We start from the raw sequence: 16,285 nt of genomic DNA, 5'->3' as shown, positions 1-16,285 counted from the left end.
ATCAGGCGTTGGAATAGCGCTCGGTTTCCGGCATCCAGCGCTCAATTAACGCTGCCGCCTGTTCGGGGTAGCGTTCATGAATATGGCGAGCCAGGCGCTGAACTTCTGGGATCATGGCCTGATCGCGCAGCAAATCCGCCACTTTGAACTCGGCGTTCCCCGTCTGACGCGTGCCCAGCAGTTCGCCCGGGCCGCGGATCTCCAGGTCTTTTTGCGCAATCACAAAACCGTCGTTGCTGTCGCGCAGCACCTGAAGACGCATCTGGGCGGTTTTGGAAAGAGGCGCTTTGTAGAGCAGAACGCAGTGGGACGCAACCGCGCCACGGCCGACGCGCCCGCGCAGCTGGTGGAGCTGGGCAAGGCCGAGACGCTCCGGGTTTTCGATGATCATCAGGCTGGAATTCGGGACGTCCACGCCGACTTCGATCACCGTGGTGGCGATCAGCAAATGCAAATCACCCTGTTTGAACGACTGCATCACCGCCTGTTTTTCAGCGGGCTTCATGCGTCCGTGAACCAGACCCACGTTCAGCTCCGGCAGCGCCAGCTTAAGCTCTTCCCACGTGGCTTCGGCAGCCTGCGCTTCCAGCAGTTCAGATTCTTCAATCAGCGTACAGACCCAGTAGGCCTGACGCCCTTCCTGGGTGCAGGCGTTGCGCACGCGGTCAATGATATCGCTGCGGCGCGTGTCGGGAATGGCGACCGTGGTGACCGGCGTACGGCCCGGCGGCAGTTCGTCGATGGTGGAGGTATCCAGATCGGCGTAGGCGGTCATCGCCAGGGTGCGCGGGATCGGCGTGGCGGTCATGATCAGCTGATGCGGGTGGAAGCCCTGCTGCAGCCCTTTCTCCCATAATGCCAAACGCTGATGCACGCCGAAGCGGTGCTGCTCGTCGATGATCACCAGCGCAAGACCGTTAAACTGCACCTGCTCCTGGAAGATAGCGTGCGTGCCGACAATCATCTGCACCTGCCCACTGGCAATAGCCTCCTGTTGCGCAAGGCGCGCTTTGCCTTTTTGCTTCCCGGCAAGCCAGCCCACTTCAATCCCGAGTGGCGCAAACCAGGCGCGGAAATTGTTGGCGTGCTGTTCAGCCAGCAGCTCGGTCGGCGCCATTAGCGCCACCTGTTTACCGTGGGCAATCGCGCGCAGGGCCGCCAGCGCGGCAACCAGCGTTTTACCGGAGCCCACGTCGCCCTGCACCAGGCGCATCATCGGCACGTCGAGCGCCATATCGCGTTCAATCTCGGCGGTGACGCGCGCCTGCGCGCCGGTGGGTTTAAACGGCAGAGAGGCCAGCAGCTTATCTTTGAGCTCATCACGAGGGCTTAAGGGCTGGGCGTGGAAACGCTGCGCGCCCGCGCGAAGCGCCAGCATGCTCAGGTTATGTGCCAGTAATTCCTCAAGGATAAGACGCTGTTGGGCGGGGTGTTTGCCGCTTTCTAAATCGCTGAGCTGCAGCGTTGGCGGCGGTCGATGCAGGGTTCGCAGCGCCTCGGGCAGGCTCATCATGCCCTGCGCCAGCTCGGGCGGCAGCAGCTCGGTAATGGCGCAGGTATCCAGCAGCTCCAGCGCCTGATCGGTGAGCTTACGCAGCGTCGCCTGCTTGATGCCTTCGGTCGTCGGGTAAACCGGGGTAAGCGTCTCCTGCATTTCCGGCGTGCTGAGATCGCCCTGCACACGGTACTCCGGGTGGATCATCTCTGCGCCGTATTTCCCGCGTTTGGCTTCGCCATAGGCCAGCACCCTGCGGCCCGTCGCCAGGCTGTTTTTCATCGCCGCGCTGAAGTTGAAAAAACGCATGGTGAGAATGCCGGTGCCGTCGCTGATCTGGCAGGTCATCATCCGGCGTCCGCCGAAGGTGATGTTGCAGTTCAGGACTTCGCCTTCAACGGTGGCGTAAATGGCGGGAAGGAGATCGCCAATCTTGTAGAGCTGAGTGCGGTCTTCGTAACGCAGGGGGAGGTGAAGCAGGAGATCCTGCACGGTGTGCAGGCCAATTTTTGCCAGCTTATTGCTTTGCGCCGCGCCTACGCCTGTCAGGCTGTTAAGCGGGATGGCATCCAGCAGGCGGCCTTTCATCGCTTACCCGGCGTACTGCATGGTGGCCCACCACTCGGCATCGGCTTCAATTTCGCCCTGCGCGTTGACGTGGGGGTAAGGCAATTTTTTCTGCTTCGCAACGCGAGCCAGCACCGGATAACCACCTTCAAACAGCAGGCGCTGCTGTTCATCTTCCGGCAGCATGCTGTTGCTGCGCTCGTACATCCTGGCGTTCTGACGCTGACGCTGCGCTTCATACAGAATGAGTGCGGACGCCACGGAGACGTTCAAAGACTGCACCATGCCGATCATCGGAATGATAATGTCACGATCCGCCAGATCCAGCGCTTCCCGGGAGATCCCGGTTTTCTCCTGACCCATCAAAATGCAGGTCGGGCGGGTGTAGTCGATCTCGCGGAAATCTACGGCTTTAGCGGACAGGTTAGTGGCAAGGATCTGCATCCCGCGCCCTTTCAGGTGCGATACGGCTTCGCCAATGGTGTGATGATTTTTGACAGACACCCAGCTGTTGCTGCCTGCCGCCGCCGAGACCGTATTGCGCATACGGCCATCCGGCCAGACGGCGTGCACTTCATGCACACCGACGGCATCTGCGGTACGAACGATAGCAGAGACGTTATGAGGTTTGTGCACCTGCTCCATGCAGACCGTCAGGTCAGGCTGACGCCTGGCGAGCATTTCGCAGATACGTGCATAACGTTGTGAATTCATAAACCTAGTTTCGGTTTCGGGTGACTTTAATCACGTCCGGCATGACGCGGATCTTGCGCATAATATTCGCCAGATGCACGCGGTCGCGGGCGGTCAGACGAATAAAGGCGCTGTACACGCGGCCATCTTTTTCTTCCGTATTCAGGCTTTGAATGTTGGAAGAAGCCGTGTTGATCGCTGCCGTCAGGTTCGCCAGGGCACCCTGATGGTTGAACATATCCACCTTAATTTCGGTGATAAATTCCTGCGCCGTCTCTTTATCCCACTCGACCGCCATAAACTTCTCGGCCTCTTTCTGGTAGCCGCGAATGTTACGACAGGATTCGTGGTGGATAACCAGCCCTTTGCCCGGGCTGACGTGCGCAATAATCGGGTCGCCAGGGATTGGACGACAGCATTTTGCGAAGGTGATCAGCACCCCATCCGCGCCTTTAATCGGCAGGTGTCCGTGGCTTTGCGTGGTTGCAGGCACCGCTGTCGTGTCGCCTTGCTGCAGGTTCTTCGCCACCACCACGCTCATGGCGTTGCCGAGGCCAATCTCGGCCAGCAGGTCATCAAGCGACGCGAGCTTCATGCGCTCCAGCTCGCGCTGGACGTTCTCCTGCGGAATTTCAGCCAGCTTACGGCTGCCGCCCAACGCGTGGTTGAGCAGACGACGCCCCAGGCTGACGGAATCATCACGCTTGAGATTTTTCAGCAGCTGGCGAATTTTGGCGCGTGCTTTGGAGCTCACGACAAAGTTCAGCCAGGCCGCGTTCGGACGTGCGCCCGGCGCGGTAATAATTTCTACCGTCTGGCCGCTGGAGAGCGGCTGAGAGAGCGGATAAGGCTGTCTGTCGACGCGCGCGCCGACGCAGGCATGCCCGATATCGGTGTGCACGGCGTAAGCGAAGTCTACCGGCGTTGCGCCCGCAGGCAGTTCGACAATGCGGCCTTCTGGGGTGAAAACGTAAATCTCATCCGGGAAGAGATCGGATTTAACGCTCTCGATAAATTCGAACGAGCTACCCGCACTCTGCTGAAGCTCCAGCAGGCTCTGCATCCAGCGCTGGGCGCGGATTTGTGCGGTCGTGCTGCTTTCGCCACCGTGCTCTTTATACGCCCAGTGTGCGGCAACACCCATCTCTGCCATCTGGTCCATATCTTCGGTGCGAATTTGCACCTCAACAGGCACGCCGTGCGGACCGATCATCGAGGTGTGCAAAGATTGATAGCCGTTCGCTTTTGGGATAGCGATGTAATCTTTCATGCGCCCCGGACGCGGTTTGTAGAGGCTGTGCATCTGCCCCAGCACGCGATAGCAGGTGTCCGAGTCGTGGACGATCACGCGGAAAGCGTAGATATCCATGATCGAGTGAAAACGCTGCTCTTTGAGCACCATTTTGCAGTAGATGGAGTACAAATGTTTTTCACGACCGCTGACGCGGCACGGGATTCCCGCTTCCTGTAAGCGCCCTTCAATTTCCGAGAGGATTTTTTGAATCATCTCTTTACGGTTACCGCGTGCGGCTTTCACCACCTCTTTAATCACGCGATAGCGGTTCGGGTACAACGCTTCAAAACCCAGCTCTTCCAGCTCGGTTTTAATGTGGTGAATACCTAAACGGTGCGCCAGCGGACTGTAGATTTCGAGAGTTTCACGGGCAATGCGGCGACGTTTATCCGGGCGAAGTGAGCCCAGCGTGCGCATGTTGTGGGTACGGTCAGCGAGTTTGATGAGAATGACGCGGATATCCTGCACCATCGCCATAATCATCTTGCGGAAGTTTTCGGCTTGCGCCTCTTTCTTGTCGCGGAAATTCAGCTTATCAAGCTTAGAGACCCCTTCCACCAGTTCGGCAACGCTTTTGCCAAACAGCTGTTCCATGTCCTGATAAGTGGCAGGGGTATCTTCGATCACGTCATGCAGCAGAGCGGCCATCAGCGTTTCGTAGTCGAGTTTCATCTCGGCCAGAATACAGGCCACCGCTACCGGGTGCGTGATATAGGGTTCACCGCTTGAACGTGTCTGGCCCTCGTGAGCGTCACGTGCAACGAGATACGCCTGCTGAAGACGCTTAATCTGGTCTTCAGGCAGGTAGGTTTGAATCAGTTGATTCAGGCTTTCAAACAGATACAAGGGCGACCCGCAGGTTTAATTAACGACGACCTTCAGCAATAGCGGTTACGGCCTGCAGTTCTGCGGCTTCCTGCTCTTGCTGCTCCTGGCGCTCACGCACGTCGAGGATCTGGTTGTTGATCAGACCTTCTTCGATTTCGCGAAGTGCAATAACGGTGGTTTTATCGTTTTCTTCCGGTACCAGCGGATCTTTACCGCCTACCTGCATCTGACGAGCGCGACGCGCGGCGACCAGCACCAGGTCAAAACGGTTACCAATTTTCTCTACAGCGTCCTGAACAGTTACGCGTGCCATACTTAAAATGCTCCACAGGTGAAGAAATGACTGGGCATGATACTGAAAGTGGGTTCAGTCTGCCAACAGTTTGGTGATTAATGCGTCATGTCGCTGCTTCTGGCGGCTCATACGCAGACGTTCTGCACGAAGAATGGTTTTGAGATCGCTCAGCGCGGCATCAAAATCATCGTTCACAATAAGGTAATCATATTCCGCGTAATGGCTCATTTCTGCAACAGCCTGTTCCATACGCTTTGCGATCACTTCTTCGCTGTCCTGACCGCGGCCACGCAGGCGGCGATCCAGCTCATCTTTCGATGGCGGTAAAATAAAGATACTGCGCGAGTCAGGCATTTTCTTGCGAATTTGCTGTGCGCCCTGCCAGTCGATATCCAGGAACACATTCACGCCCGTGGCCAGAACCTGCTCAATGGTTTCACGCGAGGTACCGTAGTAATTACCGAATACTTCAGCGTGTTCAAGAAACGCGTCTCTGCCGATCATCGCTCTGAATTCGTCGTGATCCACAAAGAAATAGTGTTCACCGTGCACTTCACCCGGACGCGGCGCTCGCGTGGTGTGAGAAACAGAAACCTGTGTGTCGTACAACGGTTGGGTTTTTAACAGTGCCTGAATAAGGCTGGATTTACCCGCGCCACTAGGGGCAGAAACAATATAAAGCGTGCCTTGAGCCATGAGAGTCTTTTGTATGTGTTAACGAAGAAGTCCTACATACGGGCTTATTATACACGTCACCGCCGTGTGACGTAGCCTTTGTCACACTTTTTCCCCTGGATTATTGAATTTTGCGTGCCGTTTTCAGGTTTTATCTGTGGTTTTCAACAACCAAAAGAAACACCGGATAGCGTCTCGCATTGTGAAACGTTGCCGTTAGCGTTGTTTCAGGCATCCGGGTATACCTCCTGCAATGAAAAGGAGGGGTAGCGATGTGGCGATGGATAAGCGGGTTAATGCTGTTGTGGTGTGGCTATGGCGCGGCGGTGTGTCCGGTGTGGTCGCAGGCAAAAGCAGAAAAAGAGATGGCGTCGTTAAGCGCGCAAATCAAACGCTGGGATGAGGCTTACTGGAAACAGGGCGTGAGTGAGATCAGCGACGAGGCTTACGACCAGCTTCACGGGCGGTTAACGCAGTGGCAGCGCTGTTTTGGCAGTGAGCCTTCAGAAGAGAAACTCCCGGCGCTGGTGGGAAGCGTAAAACATCCTGTTGCCCATACGGGCGTACATAAAGTGGCCAGCAAAGAGGAGTTGAGACAGTGGATGCGTGCCCGACAGCATCTGTGGATGCAGCCGAAAGTTGACGGTGTGGCGGTGACGCTGGTCTATCGCAACGGAAAGTTAACCCAGGCTATCAGTCGCGGTGATGGCCTCAAAGGGGAAGACTGGACCGGGAAGGTACGTTTAATCCCGTCTGTTCCGCAAAATATCACCGGCGCGCTGGCGAATAGCGTCTTACAGGGCGAGCTTTTCTGGTTGCGTGACAACCATATTCAGCAGCAGATGGGCGGAATGAACGCTCGCGCAAAGGTAGCGGGGGCGATGATGCGGCAAAAGGATAACTCGCTATTGAGCAAGATCGGCGTATTCATCTGGGCCTGGCCGGACGGACCGAAAGATATGCGTGCCTCTTTAGCTGAACTGTCTCAGGCCGGTTTTACGCTGTCGGCACGGTACACGCTACCCGCCGAATCTGTCGATGCCGTCGAGAAGCAGCGCGCGGCCTGGCACGTGACCGCATTACCCTTTGCCACGGATGGCATTGTGGTGCGTTCGGAGGATGAACCTGCGGGCGAAGAGTGGTTACCGGGAGAAGGCCACTGGGTTGTCGCGTGGAAATATCCTCCCGCAGCTCAGGTCGCTGAAGTGAGTGATATTCATTTTTCCGTGGGGCGCACGGGCAAAATTTCCGTTGTAGCAGCGCTGGAGCCCGTGCAACTGGATGATAAACAGGTGCAGCGGGTGAGTCTGGGCTCGGTTGGGCGCTGGCAGAATCTGGATATTGCTCCAGGGGATCAGATACAAATCAGCCTGGCCGGGCAGGGTATACCCCGGTTTGATAAGGTGCTCTGGCGCGGGACCGACAGACATAAACCAGAGCCACCGGCCTCACGCTATCATGCTCTTAGCTGTTTCTATGCTTCGCCGGAGTGTATGGAGCAGTTCTTTGCCCGGCTGACCTGGCTCAGTTCAAAGCAGGTACTTGATATTGAAGGAGTAGGCGAGTCAGGCTGGCGAACCCTCTGGCAGGCGCATCATTTTGAACATCTCTTTTCATGGCTGTTATTAACGCAGGCGCAGCTGCAGGCTACACCGGGGTTTTCCTCAGCACGCGGGCTGGCGCTCTGGCACCGATTTAATCTGGTGCGCGAGAAGCCGTTTATCCGCTGGCTCATGGCAATGGGTGTGCCATTGACCCAGGCTTCGCTGAAGGCGATGGGAGACATATCGTGGCAGAAGATTAGCGGGCGCAACGCAAAGGACTGGCAGACCCTGCCGGGAACAGGAGAGGAGAAAGCGCGACAAATCGTTAACTGGATTCACGCCCCTCAGATAGATGTGCTGGCGAAATGGCTCGCTGAACAGCACATCAACGGGTTCTGAAGCTAGTGGGCGCTGTGTTTGTAATGAAAAACGGGCAGCCCGAGCTTCAGACGCAGCGCCAGCATGCGGGCCGTAAAGCCAAACAGCAGCGTTGAGATGACCACCACGTCATGGTTTGAAACGTAATGCTGCAGAGCGATATAGAGCACCGCTGCCGCAAAGGAGATGCCGGCATACAGCTCTTTTTGAAAGACCAGGGGGATGCGTTTGCAGAACATATCTCGCAGCACACCGCCGAATACGCCCGTGACCACGGCGGCGATGGTGGCGATAACCGGTCCTTCCCCCATATCTAGCGCGATTTGCGCGCCGATGATCGAAAAGACAATCAACCCCAGCGCATCAAGCACCAGAAACAGGCGGCGAAGATGGGGCATAACGGGCGCCACTATGGTGGTTAACACGGCGGCCGTCGCCACAGTAATCACGTACTCAGGGTGTTTAACCCAGCCGAGCGGGTAATGGCCAAGCAGAATATCGCGCACGGAACCGCCGCCCAGTGCGGTCGCCGTAGCAATAATGATCACGCCGAAGGTGTCCATACGGCGACGTCCGGCGGCAAGCGCGCCGGTCATGGCTTCTGCGGTGATGCCAATGAGATAAAGGATGTGAAGCAGCATATACCCTCCGGTGTGAACGTGGGGGAGGTTAGCGATTTGTGCGCAAGATCACGATTGAGATTTTCTAAGGTGAGTCAGTTTGCCCTATAAATTTTTATCAATTTCTATAGAAAAAGCTTGATGGAAGGCGGTAAAGCGACAAAATTGGCGTTAGGATGGATTAGAAATAGTAATGGGTGGTGCGGTCGACACCACCCGAAAGGCATTACTCGATATTCTGGATTTGCTCGCGCATCTGCTCAATCAGCACTTTCAGTTCAATCGCTGAATTCGTCACTTCTGCATTGATCGATTTAGACGCCAGGGTGTTCGACTCGCGGTTGAACTCCTGCATCATAAAGTCCAGACGGCGGCCCACAGCTTCTTTCTTCTTCAGAATGTTGTAGGTTTCTTTAACGTGCGCTTCCAGACGGTCCAGCTCTTCAGCGACATCAATACGCTGCGCCATCAGCACCAGCTCTTGTTCCAGACGGGTGTTTTCCAGCTGAACTTCCGCTTCTTCCAGTTTGGCGACAAGGCGCTCGCGCTGCCATTGCAGCACTTCTGGCATATGGGTGCGGACTTTCGCTACTTCGGTGCTCACGCCTTCAAGGCGCTGCTCAATCATCGCTTTCAGCGCCTGGCCTTCGGTTTCGCGGGCAACGATAAAGTCGTCCAGCGTGCCGTCGAGGGCTGCCAGGATTTCAGCGGCAATAGCATCCAGATCCTGCTCACCGGCCGCCATGACGCCAGGCCAGCGCAGAATATCAACCGGGTTGATTTCGCCTTCATCGCTCTGCATTTTGACCCAGTTCGCTGCATTCACGAGCTGTTTCGCCAGTTTTTCGTTGAGGATGAGCTCGCCCTGTGCGCTGGCATCGGGCTCAAAGCGCAGGTTACATTCCACTTTTCCGCGCGTCAGACGCGTACGGATACGTTCACGTACGACAGGCTCAAGGCTGCGGAACTGCTCCGGCATACGGAAATACGTTTCCAGGTAACGCTGGTTTACCGAGCGCATTTCCCATGTGGCGCTACCCCAGCTACCCTTGATTTCACGCCGGGCGTAGGCGGTCATACTGCGGATCATAGACATTCCCGTTTTTAAAGGAGAGATGGGGGGATTATAGCTTTCGGGGGCTTCTCAGGATAGGAATAAGCGTCCTTTATCCGTATAATGCGCAGCCACATTCGTTTCAAGCCGGAGAATCCATCATGCGTCCATCAGGTCGTAGCGCCAATCAGGTGCGTCCCGTCACCCTGACCCGTAACTATACAAAACACGCTGAAGGCTCCGTGCTGGTTGAGTTTGGTGACACTAAAGTGCTGTGCACCGCCTCCATCGAAGAAGGCGTTCCGCGCTTCCTGAAAGGTCAGGGCCAGGGCTGGATAACCGCAGAATACGGCATGCTGCCGCGTGCGACCCATACCCGTAACGCCCGTGAAGCGGCAAAGGGTAAGCAGGGCGGGCGTACCATGGAGATTCAGCGTCTGATCGCGCGTGCGCTGCGCGCCGCCGTTGATCTGAAAATCCTCGGCGAATTCACCATTACTCTCGATTGCGACGTCATTCAGGCAGACGGCGGTACGCGTACGGCGTCGATTACCGGTGCCTGCGTGGCGCTGGCCGATGCCCTGAACAAGCTGGTTGCGGCCGGCAAGCTGAAAACCAACCCAATGAAAGGCATGGTTGCGGCGGTTTCTGTCGGTATCGTTAATGGTGAAGCGCTTTGCGATCTGGAATACGTTGAAGATTCCGCAGCAGAAACCGACATGAACGTGGTGATGACCGAAGACGGTCGCATCATTGAGGTGCAGGGCACGGCAGAAGGCGAGCCGTTCACCCACGAAGAACTTCTCTCCCTGCTGGCGTTGGCCCGAGGGGGAATCGAATCCATTGTAACGACGCAGAAAGCGGCGTTAGAAAATTGATTTTAAAGGCGACCAATGAGTCGCCTTTTTTTTGCCTGTAAGACAGAAAAACCAAAGGAGCAAATCCATGAAATCGTATCAGCGCCAGTTTATTGAGTTTGCGCTTAACAAGCAGGTACTTAAGTTTGGCGAATTTACGCTGAAATCCGGGCGTAAGAGTCCCTATTTCTTCAACGCCGGGCTGTTTAATACCGGGCGCGATCTGGCACTGTTAGGCCGTTTCTATGCCGAAGCGCTGGTGGATTCCGGGATTGATTTTGACCTGCTGTTTGGCCCGGCCTACAAAGGCATTCCGATTGCGACCACCACCGCGGTGGCGCTGGCGGAACACCATGACCGCGACGTGCCCTACTGCTTTAACCGCAAAGAGGCTAAAACCCACGGCGAAGGCGGGAATCTGGTCGGCAGCCCGCTGCAGGGCCGCGTCATGCTGGTCGATGACGTAATCACTGCGGGCACGGCGATCCGCGAATCGATGGAAATTATCCAGGCCAACGGTGCGACGCTGGCTGGCGTGCTGATTTCGCTGGATCGTCAGGAGCGTGGCCGTGGCGAGATTTCCGCTATTCAGGAAGTGGAGCGTGACTATAACTGCAAAGTGACGTCGATTATTACCCTGAAAGAGCTGATTGCGTATCTGGAAGAGAAGCCTGAAATGGCGGACCATCTGGCAGCGGTAAAAGCGTATCGCGAAGAGTTCGGGGTGTAATTAAATTGCCCGGTGGCGTTACGCTTACCGGGCTTACAGATTACTGCAACTGAGCAGCCACTAACGGCCAGCGGGCGTCAAAATCGTCCGTTGGACGGTATTTAAATTCGCTACGCACAAAGCGGGAGAGCATCCCTTCACAAAACGCCAGGATCTGGCTCGCCAGCAGAGTCTCATCAATACTGTAACCTTCGCCTTCACGCATTTTCTTCTCGCGCAGAACCTGGCGCAATTGCGCTTCAATACGCTCGAAAAGCTGGTTAATGCGGCCCTGCAGTCTGTCCTGTTCAAACATCAGCGCGTGGCCGGTGAGAATGCGGGTTAAGCCCGGATTGCGTTCACCGAAGCCCAGGATTAACAGCACAATCAGACGCAGACGCGCGGTGGTGTCTTTTTCGTCTTTCAGAATCAGGTTGATGCGCGTAATCAGGCTGTCTTCAATAAACTCGATCAGGCTGTCGAACATCCGGGTCTTGCTCGGGAAATGACGGTACAGCGCCGCCTCAGACACGCCTACAGAGGCGGCCAGTTTAGCGGTGGTGATGCGTTGACTGCCATCGCTGGATTCAAGCATCAGAGCCAGAGATTGAAGTATTTCTTCGCGACGATTCCTTTTCGCAGTTTGTTTTTCTGCCATGTTACAAAATACCCCTGAAAATAAGCACTTGCCAGGCTGGCATCCACACAGCGACCGCAAACGGGCGTTTGCGGTTTGTTATTGCATTATAACGCTGTGAGATACGTGTCTTTCGGGCCGTTATTTGCGCCCGGAATGGCCGAAGCCGCCTTCGCCACGGTCGGTGGCGTCAAAGTCTGCCACCAGGTTAAATTCTGCCTGTACCACCGGTACAAAGACCATCTGGGCGATACGCTCGCCCGGTTCAATGGTGAAGCTGTCCTGACCGCGATTCCAGACGGAGACCATCAGCTGACCCTGGTAGTCGGAGTCGATCAGGCCCACCAGGTTACCCAGCACAACGCCGTGCTTATGGCCCAGACCAGAACGCGGCAGGATCACCGCTGCCAGAGACGGGTCAGCAATGTGAATTGCCAGGCCAGTTGGAACCAGGGTAGTGGCACCCGGAGCCAGTTCTACGGCGTCATCGAGACAGGCGCGCAGGTCAAGACCGGCAGAACCGGAGGTGGCATAGGTTGGCAGCGGGAATTGCTCGCCAACACGCGGGTCCAGAATCTTAACGTCGATTTTTTTCATCATAACGGGTAACGATCTCGTCCAGTAATTGTTGGCCCAGGAGTTCCTTGCGCTCAAGCGGTAAGACTTTATCTCCATCCTGCCAGAAAAGGTGCAGTGCGTTGCTGTCGCTGTTAAATCCTTGTGTGGCCAGCGATACGTCGTTCGCGCAAATCAAATCGAGGTTTTTGCGGGTACGTTTTTGCCGGGCATATTCTTCCACATTATTCGTTTCTGCGGCAAACCCAACAACGTATGGACGATGGCTTTTTAGTGCGGCGACGCCGGCAACAATGTCCGGGTTTTTCACCATTTTTAGTGTTAATTCATCGCCTTGCTTTTTAATTTTAGCCTCGGCGATCGTCTCGGCACGATAGTCTGCGACGGCCGCACAGCCGATAAAAATCTGCTGGCTTTGCGCATGTGCCTGCACGGCGGCTTCCATCTCCAGCGCGGTAGTCACGTCAATTCGCTTCACAAACGCAGGGGTAGGCAGCGATACCGGGCCGCTCACCAGCGTGACGTTCGCGCCACGCCTTGCGGCGGCGGCGGCAATCGCGAAGCCCATTTTGCCGGAGCTGTGGTTGGTGATGTAGCGCACCGGATCCAGCGGCTCGCGCGTGGGGCCCGCGGTAATCATGATGTTGAGATGTTGCAGATCGTTGACAGGCGAAAAATGGGCTGCGGCCATATCAACAATCGTCAGCGGATCAAGCATGCGACCCGGGCCAACGTCGCCGCAGGCCTGGCTGCCGCTGTCCGGACCCCAGATAAGCAGGCCGCGTGAGGCCAGCGTCTCCAGATTATGCTGGGTGGCCGCGTTACGGTACATCTGCTGGTTCATTGCAGGAACGACGGCAACTGGAGCTGGCGTGGCCAGACAAATGGTGGAGACCAGATCGTTTGCCATACCGGCCGCCACCCGAGCGATTAAATCAGCCGTGGCGGGGGCGAGGATAACCAGGTCTGCCCATTTACCCAGCTCAATATGGCCCATCGCGGCTTCGGCGGCCGGATCGAGCAGGCTGTCAGATACCGGGTATCCTGAAACGGCCTGCAGGCTCAGGGGAGTGATAAAGGCTTTACCGCCTTCGGTTATCGCGACCCGCACGTCAGCTCCGCGCTCGCGCAGACGACGCACCAGCTCCGGCGCTTTATAAGCAGCAATGCCGCCGCTCACGCCAAGAACGATTTTTTTACCGGCCAGGCTCATCATGATTCTTTCCTGTTGGGTTTCACCAGAGAGCGGGCATTTTATCACAATCCCCAAAGGGGGGTGATTTTGTCCTTCGCCCACTTTGCGAGGCGCTACGCAAGAACGCAATGTGGCCGTCGAGCGACGGATTGGCCTGTGGCAGCATGAGGTTAAAAAGGAGAAAGAGCATGGAAGAAGAGGATGAGGAACTGCTGCCGCGCGAAAAACTGCTGCGCTATGGCGTCACCCTATTAAAAGACGATGAACTATTGGCGCTCTTTTTACGTACCGGAACGCCCGGAAAAACGGTATTTACGCTGGCAAAAGAGCTGATAGCACATTTCGGTTCACTGTACGGTTTATTGACCGCCGACCTGGCGCAGTTTAAGCACGTTGAGGGAATTGGCGTGGCGAAATATGCCCAACTGAGGGGCATTGCTGAACTTGCCCGCCGTTTTTACAATGTCCGCATGGAGAAGGAAGATCCGATCCTGACGCCAGAAATGACGCGTGAATTCCTGCAGAGCCAGTTAACCGATATAGAACGCGAGATCTTTATGGTGATCTTTGTCGATAACAGAAATCGGGTGCTGAAACATAGCTGTCTCTTTGCGGGCACGTTGAGCCACGTTGAGGTGCATCCGCGTGAAATTGTGCGGGAAGCGATAAAAGTGAATGCAGCGGGCGTGATCCTCGCGCATAATCACCCCTCTGGCTGTGCAGAACCGAGCAGAGCGGACAAAGAAATCACCGAACGCATTATCAAATGCTGTCAATTCATGGACATTCGTGTACTGGACCATCTGATAATTGGCCGCGGTGAGTACATTTCTTTCGCAGAACATGGCTGGATTTAGGCTATTTCTCGCGATCCATCGGGATCTTTGTCTGTTCGGGACTTGAGCACACCGCCGAGTCAGCGTATACTACGCCACCTTTGAGAATCTCGGGTTTGGCATTTGGGCCTGGCAATCGAGAGTTCACTTAGAACTATGCGATGACCGGGCTGTAAAGCCTGACGAGGCGCCGATACCCCATACGAAGCTCGAGCTAATTTGATTTTTGGAGAATAGACATGTCCCGAGTCTGCCAAGTTACTGGCAAGCGTCCGGTGACCGGTAACAACCGTTCCCACGCACTGAACGCGACTAAACGCCGTTTCCTGCCGAACCTGCACTCTCACCGTTTCTGGGTTGAGAGCGAGAAGCGTTTTGTCACCCTGCGCGTATCTGCTAAAGGTATGCGTGTAATCGATAAGAAAGGCATCGATACAGTTCTGTCCGAACTGCGTGCCCGTGGCGAAAAGTACTAAGTACTTAAAGAGGAAATAAATCATGGCTAAAGGTATTCGCGAGAAAATCAAGCTGGTTTCTTCTGCTGGTACAGGTCACTTCTACACCACCACGAAGAACAAACGTACTAAGCCGGAAAAACTGGAACTGAAAAAATTCGATCCAGTTGTACGCCAGCACGTACTGTACAAAGAAGCTAAAATCAAATAATTTTAGTCTCCTTGTATCGAAAAACCCCGCAACTGCGGGGTTTTTTGCATTCTGAATCTCAACGGAGGAACCATGCCTGAATTACCTGAGGTAGAAACCAGCCGTCGCGGCATTGAGCCCCATCTGGTCGGCGCAACGATACTTCACGCGGTGGTCCGCAATGGACGTCTGCGCTGGCCGGTGTCCGATGAGATCCATGCCCTGAGCGATAAACCCGTCCTTAGCGTACAGCGTCGCGCGAAATACCTGCTGCTGGAGCTGCCCGACGGCTGGATTATTATCCACCTGGGAATGTCCGGGAGCCTGCGCATTCTTACCGAAGAACTGCCTGCGGAAAAGCATGACCATGTCGATCTGGTGATGAGCAACGGCAAAGTGCTCCGTTACACCGACCCAAGGCGCTTTGGCGCGTGGCTGTGGACGAAGGAGCTGGAAGGGCATAACGTGCTGGCGCATCTGGGCCCGGAGCCGCTCTCAGACGCGTTTAACGCGGAATACCTCAAGGCGAAGTGTGCGAAGAAGAAAAGCCCGATTAAGCCCTGGCTGATGGATAACAAGCTGGTGGTCGGCGTGGGGAATATCTACGCCAGCGAATCCCTGTTTGCGGCCGGGATCCATCCCGATCGGCTGGCCTCTTCGCTGTCGGCGCAGGAGTGCGAGCTGCTGGTCCGCGTGATTAAAGCCGTATTACTTCGCTCGATTGAGCAGGGCGGGACAACGTTGAAGGACTTCCTGCAAAGTGACGGCAAGCCGGGCTATTTTGCCCAGGAGCTGCAGGTGTATGGCCGTAAAGGCGAACCGTGCAGAGTCTGCGGCACGCCAGTGATTGCCACGAAGCACGCCCAGCGCGCCACGTTTTACTGCCGTCAGTGCCAGAAATAGGGTTACTTTAGCTTTTCCATCAATGCCTGGTGGACGTTAACCGGCAGGAAATGTGTGACGTCGCCGTGATGACGCGCCACCTCTTTTACCAGAGTAGAAGAGATAAACGACCACTCTTTGGAGGGCATCAGGAAAACGCTCTCCAGCTCCGGCATCAGGTGGCGGTTCATGTGCGCCAGCTGCATCTCATACTCGAAGTCTGCCACCGCGCGTAAACCACGGATAAGAATGTTTGCCTGCTGAGCGCGGGCGAAGTTAGCCATCAGGTCGCTAAACCCGACCACCTCAACATTCGGCAGGTGCGAAATAGCATCGGTGGCGAGCTGCACGCGCTCGGGGAGGTCAAACATCGGCTTTTTGCTGGGGCTGGCGGCAATGGCCAGGATCACCTTGTCAAACATGCACGCCGCACGGGTGATGATATCAAGATGACCGTTGGTGATCGGATCGAAGGTACCCGGATAAATCGCTTTTGTGCTCATGG

At 55.8% G+C, this 16,285-nt stretch carries 18 protein-coding genes; 7 read left to right on the top strand and 11 right to left on the bottom strand.

The genetic code is table 11. From position 1 onward, the window contains the following. Position 1 precedes the first annotated feature (1 nt). The 5 genes from recG to gmk are packed head-to-tail and all read right to left on the bottom strand — an operon-like array spanning position 2 to position 5,868. Positions 2-2,083: an ATP-dependent DNA helicase RecG gene (gene recG / locus ADJ24_RS06395; protein ID WP_023309881.1), complete on the bottom strand. Its 2,082-nt coding sequence runs from the start codon at positions 2,081-2,083 to the stop codon at positions 2-4. Between the two features lie 3 nt (positions 2,084-2,086). Then, on the bottom strand, positions 2,087-2,776 hold the full coding sequence (gene trmH / locus ADJ24_RS06390) for a tRNA (guanosine(18)-2'-O)-methyltransferase TrmH (RefSeq protein ID WP_032667991.1): 690 nt from the start codon (positions 2,774-2,776) through the stop codon (positions 2,087-2,089). 4 nt (positions 2,777-2,780) lie between these two features. Then, entirely contained in the window at positions 2,781-4,895 is a 2,115-nt protein-coding gene (spoT, locus tag ADJ24_RS06385; RefSeq protein ID WP_023309883.1) for a bifunctional GTP diphosphokinase/guanosine-3',5'-bis pyrophosphate 3'-pyrophosphohydrolase, read from the bottom strand. A gap of 19 nt (positions 4,896-4,914) precedes the next feature. Continuing rightward, positions 4,915-5,190, bottom strand: coding sequence for a DNA-directed RNA polymerase subunit omega (gene rpoZ, locus ADJ24_RS06380; RefSeq protein ID WP_000135058.1), 276 nt, complete (start codon positions 5,188-5,190; stop codon positions 4,915-4,917). A 54-nt stretch (positions 5,191-5,244) separates the two neighbouring features. Further along, on the bottom strand, positions 5,245-5,868 hold the full coding sequence (gene gmk / locus ADJ24_RS06375) for a guanylate kinase (protein WP_010426438.1): 624 nt from the start codon (positions 5,866-5,868) through the stop codon (positions 5,245-5,247). Positions 5,869-6,119: 251 nt separating this feature from the next. Between gmk and ligB the strand changes: the two genes are divergently transcribed. Further along, positions 6,120-7,790: an NAD-dependent DNA ligase LigB gene (gene ligB / locus ADJ24_RS06370; RefSeq protein WP_023309884.1), complete on the top strand. Its 1,671-nt coding sequence runs from the start codon at positions 6,120-6,122 to the stop codon at positions 7,788-7,790. A gap of 2 nt (positions 7,791-7,792) precedes the next feature. Here the strand turns inward: ligB and ADJ24_RS06365 are convergent, their stop codons facing one another. Both ADJ24_RS06365 and ADJ24_RS06360 read right to left on the bottom strand, forming a co-directional pair. After that, positions 7,793-8,410 carry a trimeric intracellular cation channel family protein gene (locus ADJ24_RS06365; protein ID WP_023309885.1) on the bottom strand — a complete coding sequence of 206 codons (618 nt, stop codon included), beginning with the start codon at positions 8,408-8,410 and terminating at the stop codon, positions 7,793-7,795. A gap of 205 nt (positions 8,411-8,615) precedes the next feature. Beyond that, a complete protein-coding gene (locus ADJ24_RS06360; protein ID WP_023309886.1) occupies positions 8,616-9,479 on the bottom strand; it encodes a YicC/YloC family endoribonuclease in 864 nt (287 codons plus the stop codon). A 125-nt stretch (positions 9,480-9,604) separates the two neighbouring features. Between ADJ24_RS06360 and rph the strand changes: the two genes are divergently transcribed. Together rph and pyrE are read left to right on the top strand one after the other, a co-directional pair. Continuing rightward, positions 9,605-10,321: a ribonuclease PH gene (rph, locus tag ADJ24_RS06355; protein WP_010426431.1), complete on the top strand. Its 717-nt coding sequence runs from the start codon at positions 9,605-9,607 to the stop codon at positions 10,319-10,321. 67 nt (positions 10,322-10,388) lie between these two features. Beyond that, positions 10,389-11,030 carry an orotate phosphoribosyltransferase gene (gene pyrE, locus ADJ24_RS06350; RefSeq protein ID WP_023309887.1) on the top strand — a complete coding sequence of 214 codons (642 nt, stop codon included), beginning with the start codon at positions 10,389-10,391 and terminating at the stop codon, positions 11,028-11,030. Positions 11,031-11,070: 40 nt separating this feature from the next. Here pyrE and slmA read toward each other — a convergent pair whose 3' ends face one another. The 3 genes from slmA to coaBC all read right to left on the bottom strand — a co-directional run bounded on the left by slmA (position 11,071) and on the right by coaBC (position 13,435). Continuing rightward, positions 11,071-11,667: a nucleoid occlusion factor SlmA gene (gene slmA, locus ADJ24_RS06345; RefSeq protein ID WP_008502690.1), complete on the bottom strand. Its 597-nt coding sequence runs from the start codon at positions 11,665-11,667 to the stop codon at positions 11,071-11,073. A gap of 120 nt (positions 11,668-11,787) precedes the next feature. Continuing rightward, the gene (gene dut, locus ADJ24_RS06340; protein ID WP_008502691.1) at positions 11,788-12,246 is read right to left on the bottom strand and encodes a dUTP diphosphatase; all 459 of its coding nucleotides are present in this window, start codon (positions 12,244-12,246) and stop codon (positions 11,788-11,790) included. Beyond that, positions 12,224-13,435, bottom strand: coding sequence for a bifunctional phosphopantothenoylcysteine decarboxylase/phosphopantothenate--cysteine ligase CoaBC (gene coaBC / locus ADJ24_RS06335; RefSeq protein WP_087823747.1), 1,212 nt, complete (start codon positions 13,433-13,435; stop codon positions 12,224-12,226). Before coaBC ends, dut begins: the two co-directional genes overlap by 23 nt. A gap of 170 nt (positions 13,436-13,605) precedes the next feature. Here coaBC and radC point away from each other — a divergent pair, with 170 nt between their 5' ends. The 4 genes from radC (at position 13,606) to mutM (ending at position 15,801) form a co-directional block, all read left to right on the top strand. Next, positions 13,606-14,274, top strand: coding sequence for a RadC family protein (radC, locus tag ADJ24_RS06330; protein WP_023309889.1), 669 nt, complete (start codon positions 13,606-13,608; stop codon positions 14,272-14,274). Positions 14,275-14,492: 218 nt separating this feature from the next. After that, entirely contained in the window at positions 14,493-14,729 is a 237-nt protein-coding gene (rpmB, locus tag ADJ24_RS06325) for a 50S ribosomal protein L28 (protein ID WP_002436699.1), read from the top strand. 22 nt (positions 14,730-14,751) lie between these two features. Then, positions 14,752-14,919, top strand: a complete 168-nt coding sequence (gene rpmG / locus ADJ24_RS06320) for a 50S ribosomal protein L33 (RefSeq protein WP_003024094.1) — start codon at positions 14,752-14,754, stop codon at positions 14,917-14,919. A gap of 72 nt (positions 14,920-14,991) precedes the next feature. Continuing rightward, positions 14,992-15,801 (top strand): bifunctional DNA-formamidopyrimidine glycosylase/DNA-(apurinic or apyrimidinic site) lyase, encoded by an 810-nt coding sequence (gene mutM / locus ADJ24_RS06315; protein WP_023309890.1) that lies wholly within the window; start codon positions 14,992-14,994, stop codon positions 15,799-15,801. A gap of 2 nt (positions 15,802-15,803) precedes the next feature. Here mutM and coaD read toward each other — a convergent pair whose 3' ends face one another. Beyond that, positions 15,804-16,283 carry a pantetheine-phosphate adenylyltransferase gene (gene coaD / locus ADJ24_RS06310; protein WP_023309891.1) on the bottom strand — a complete coding sequence of 160 codons (480 nt, stop codon included), beginning with the start codon at positions 16,281-16,283 and terminating at the stop codon, positions 15,804-15,806. Between the last annotated feature and the right edge of the window lie 2 nt (positions 16,284-16,285).

The organism is Enterobacter sp. 940_PEND (assembly GCF_001059415.1).
In the GTDB taxonomy this organism is placed as follows: domain Bacteria; phylum Pseudomonadota; class Gammaproteobacteria; order Enterobacterales; family Enterobacteriaceae; genus Enterobacter; species Enterobacter cloacae_M.
The sequence above is the reverse complement of the archived record's forward strand: the minus strand, read 5'-3'. Positions and strand labels throughout refer to the sequence as shown.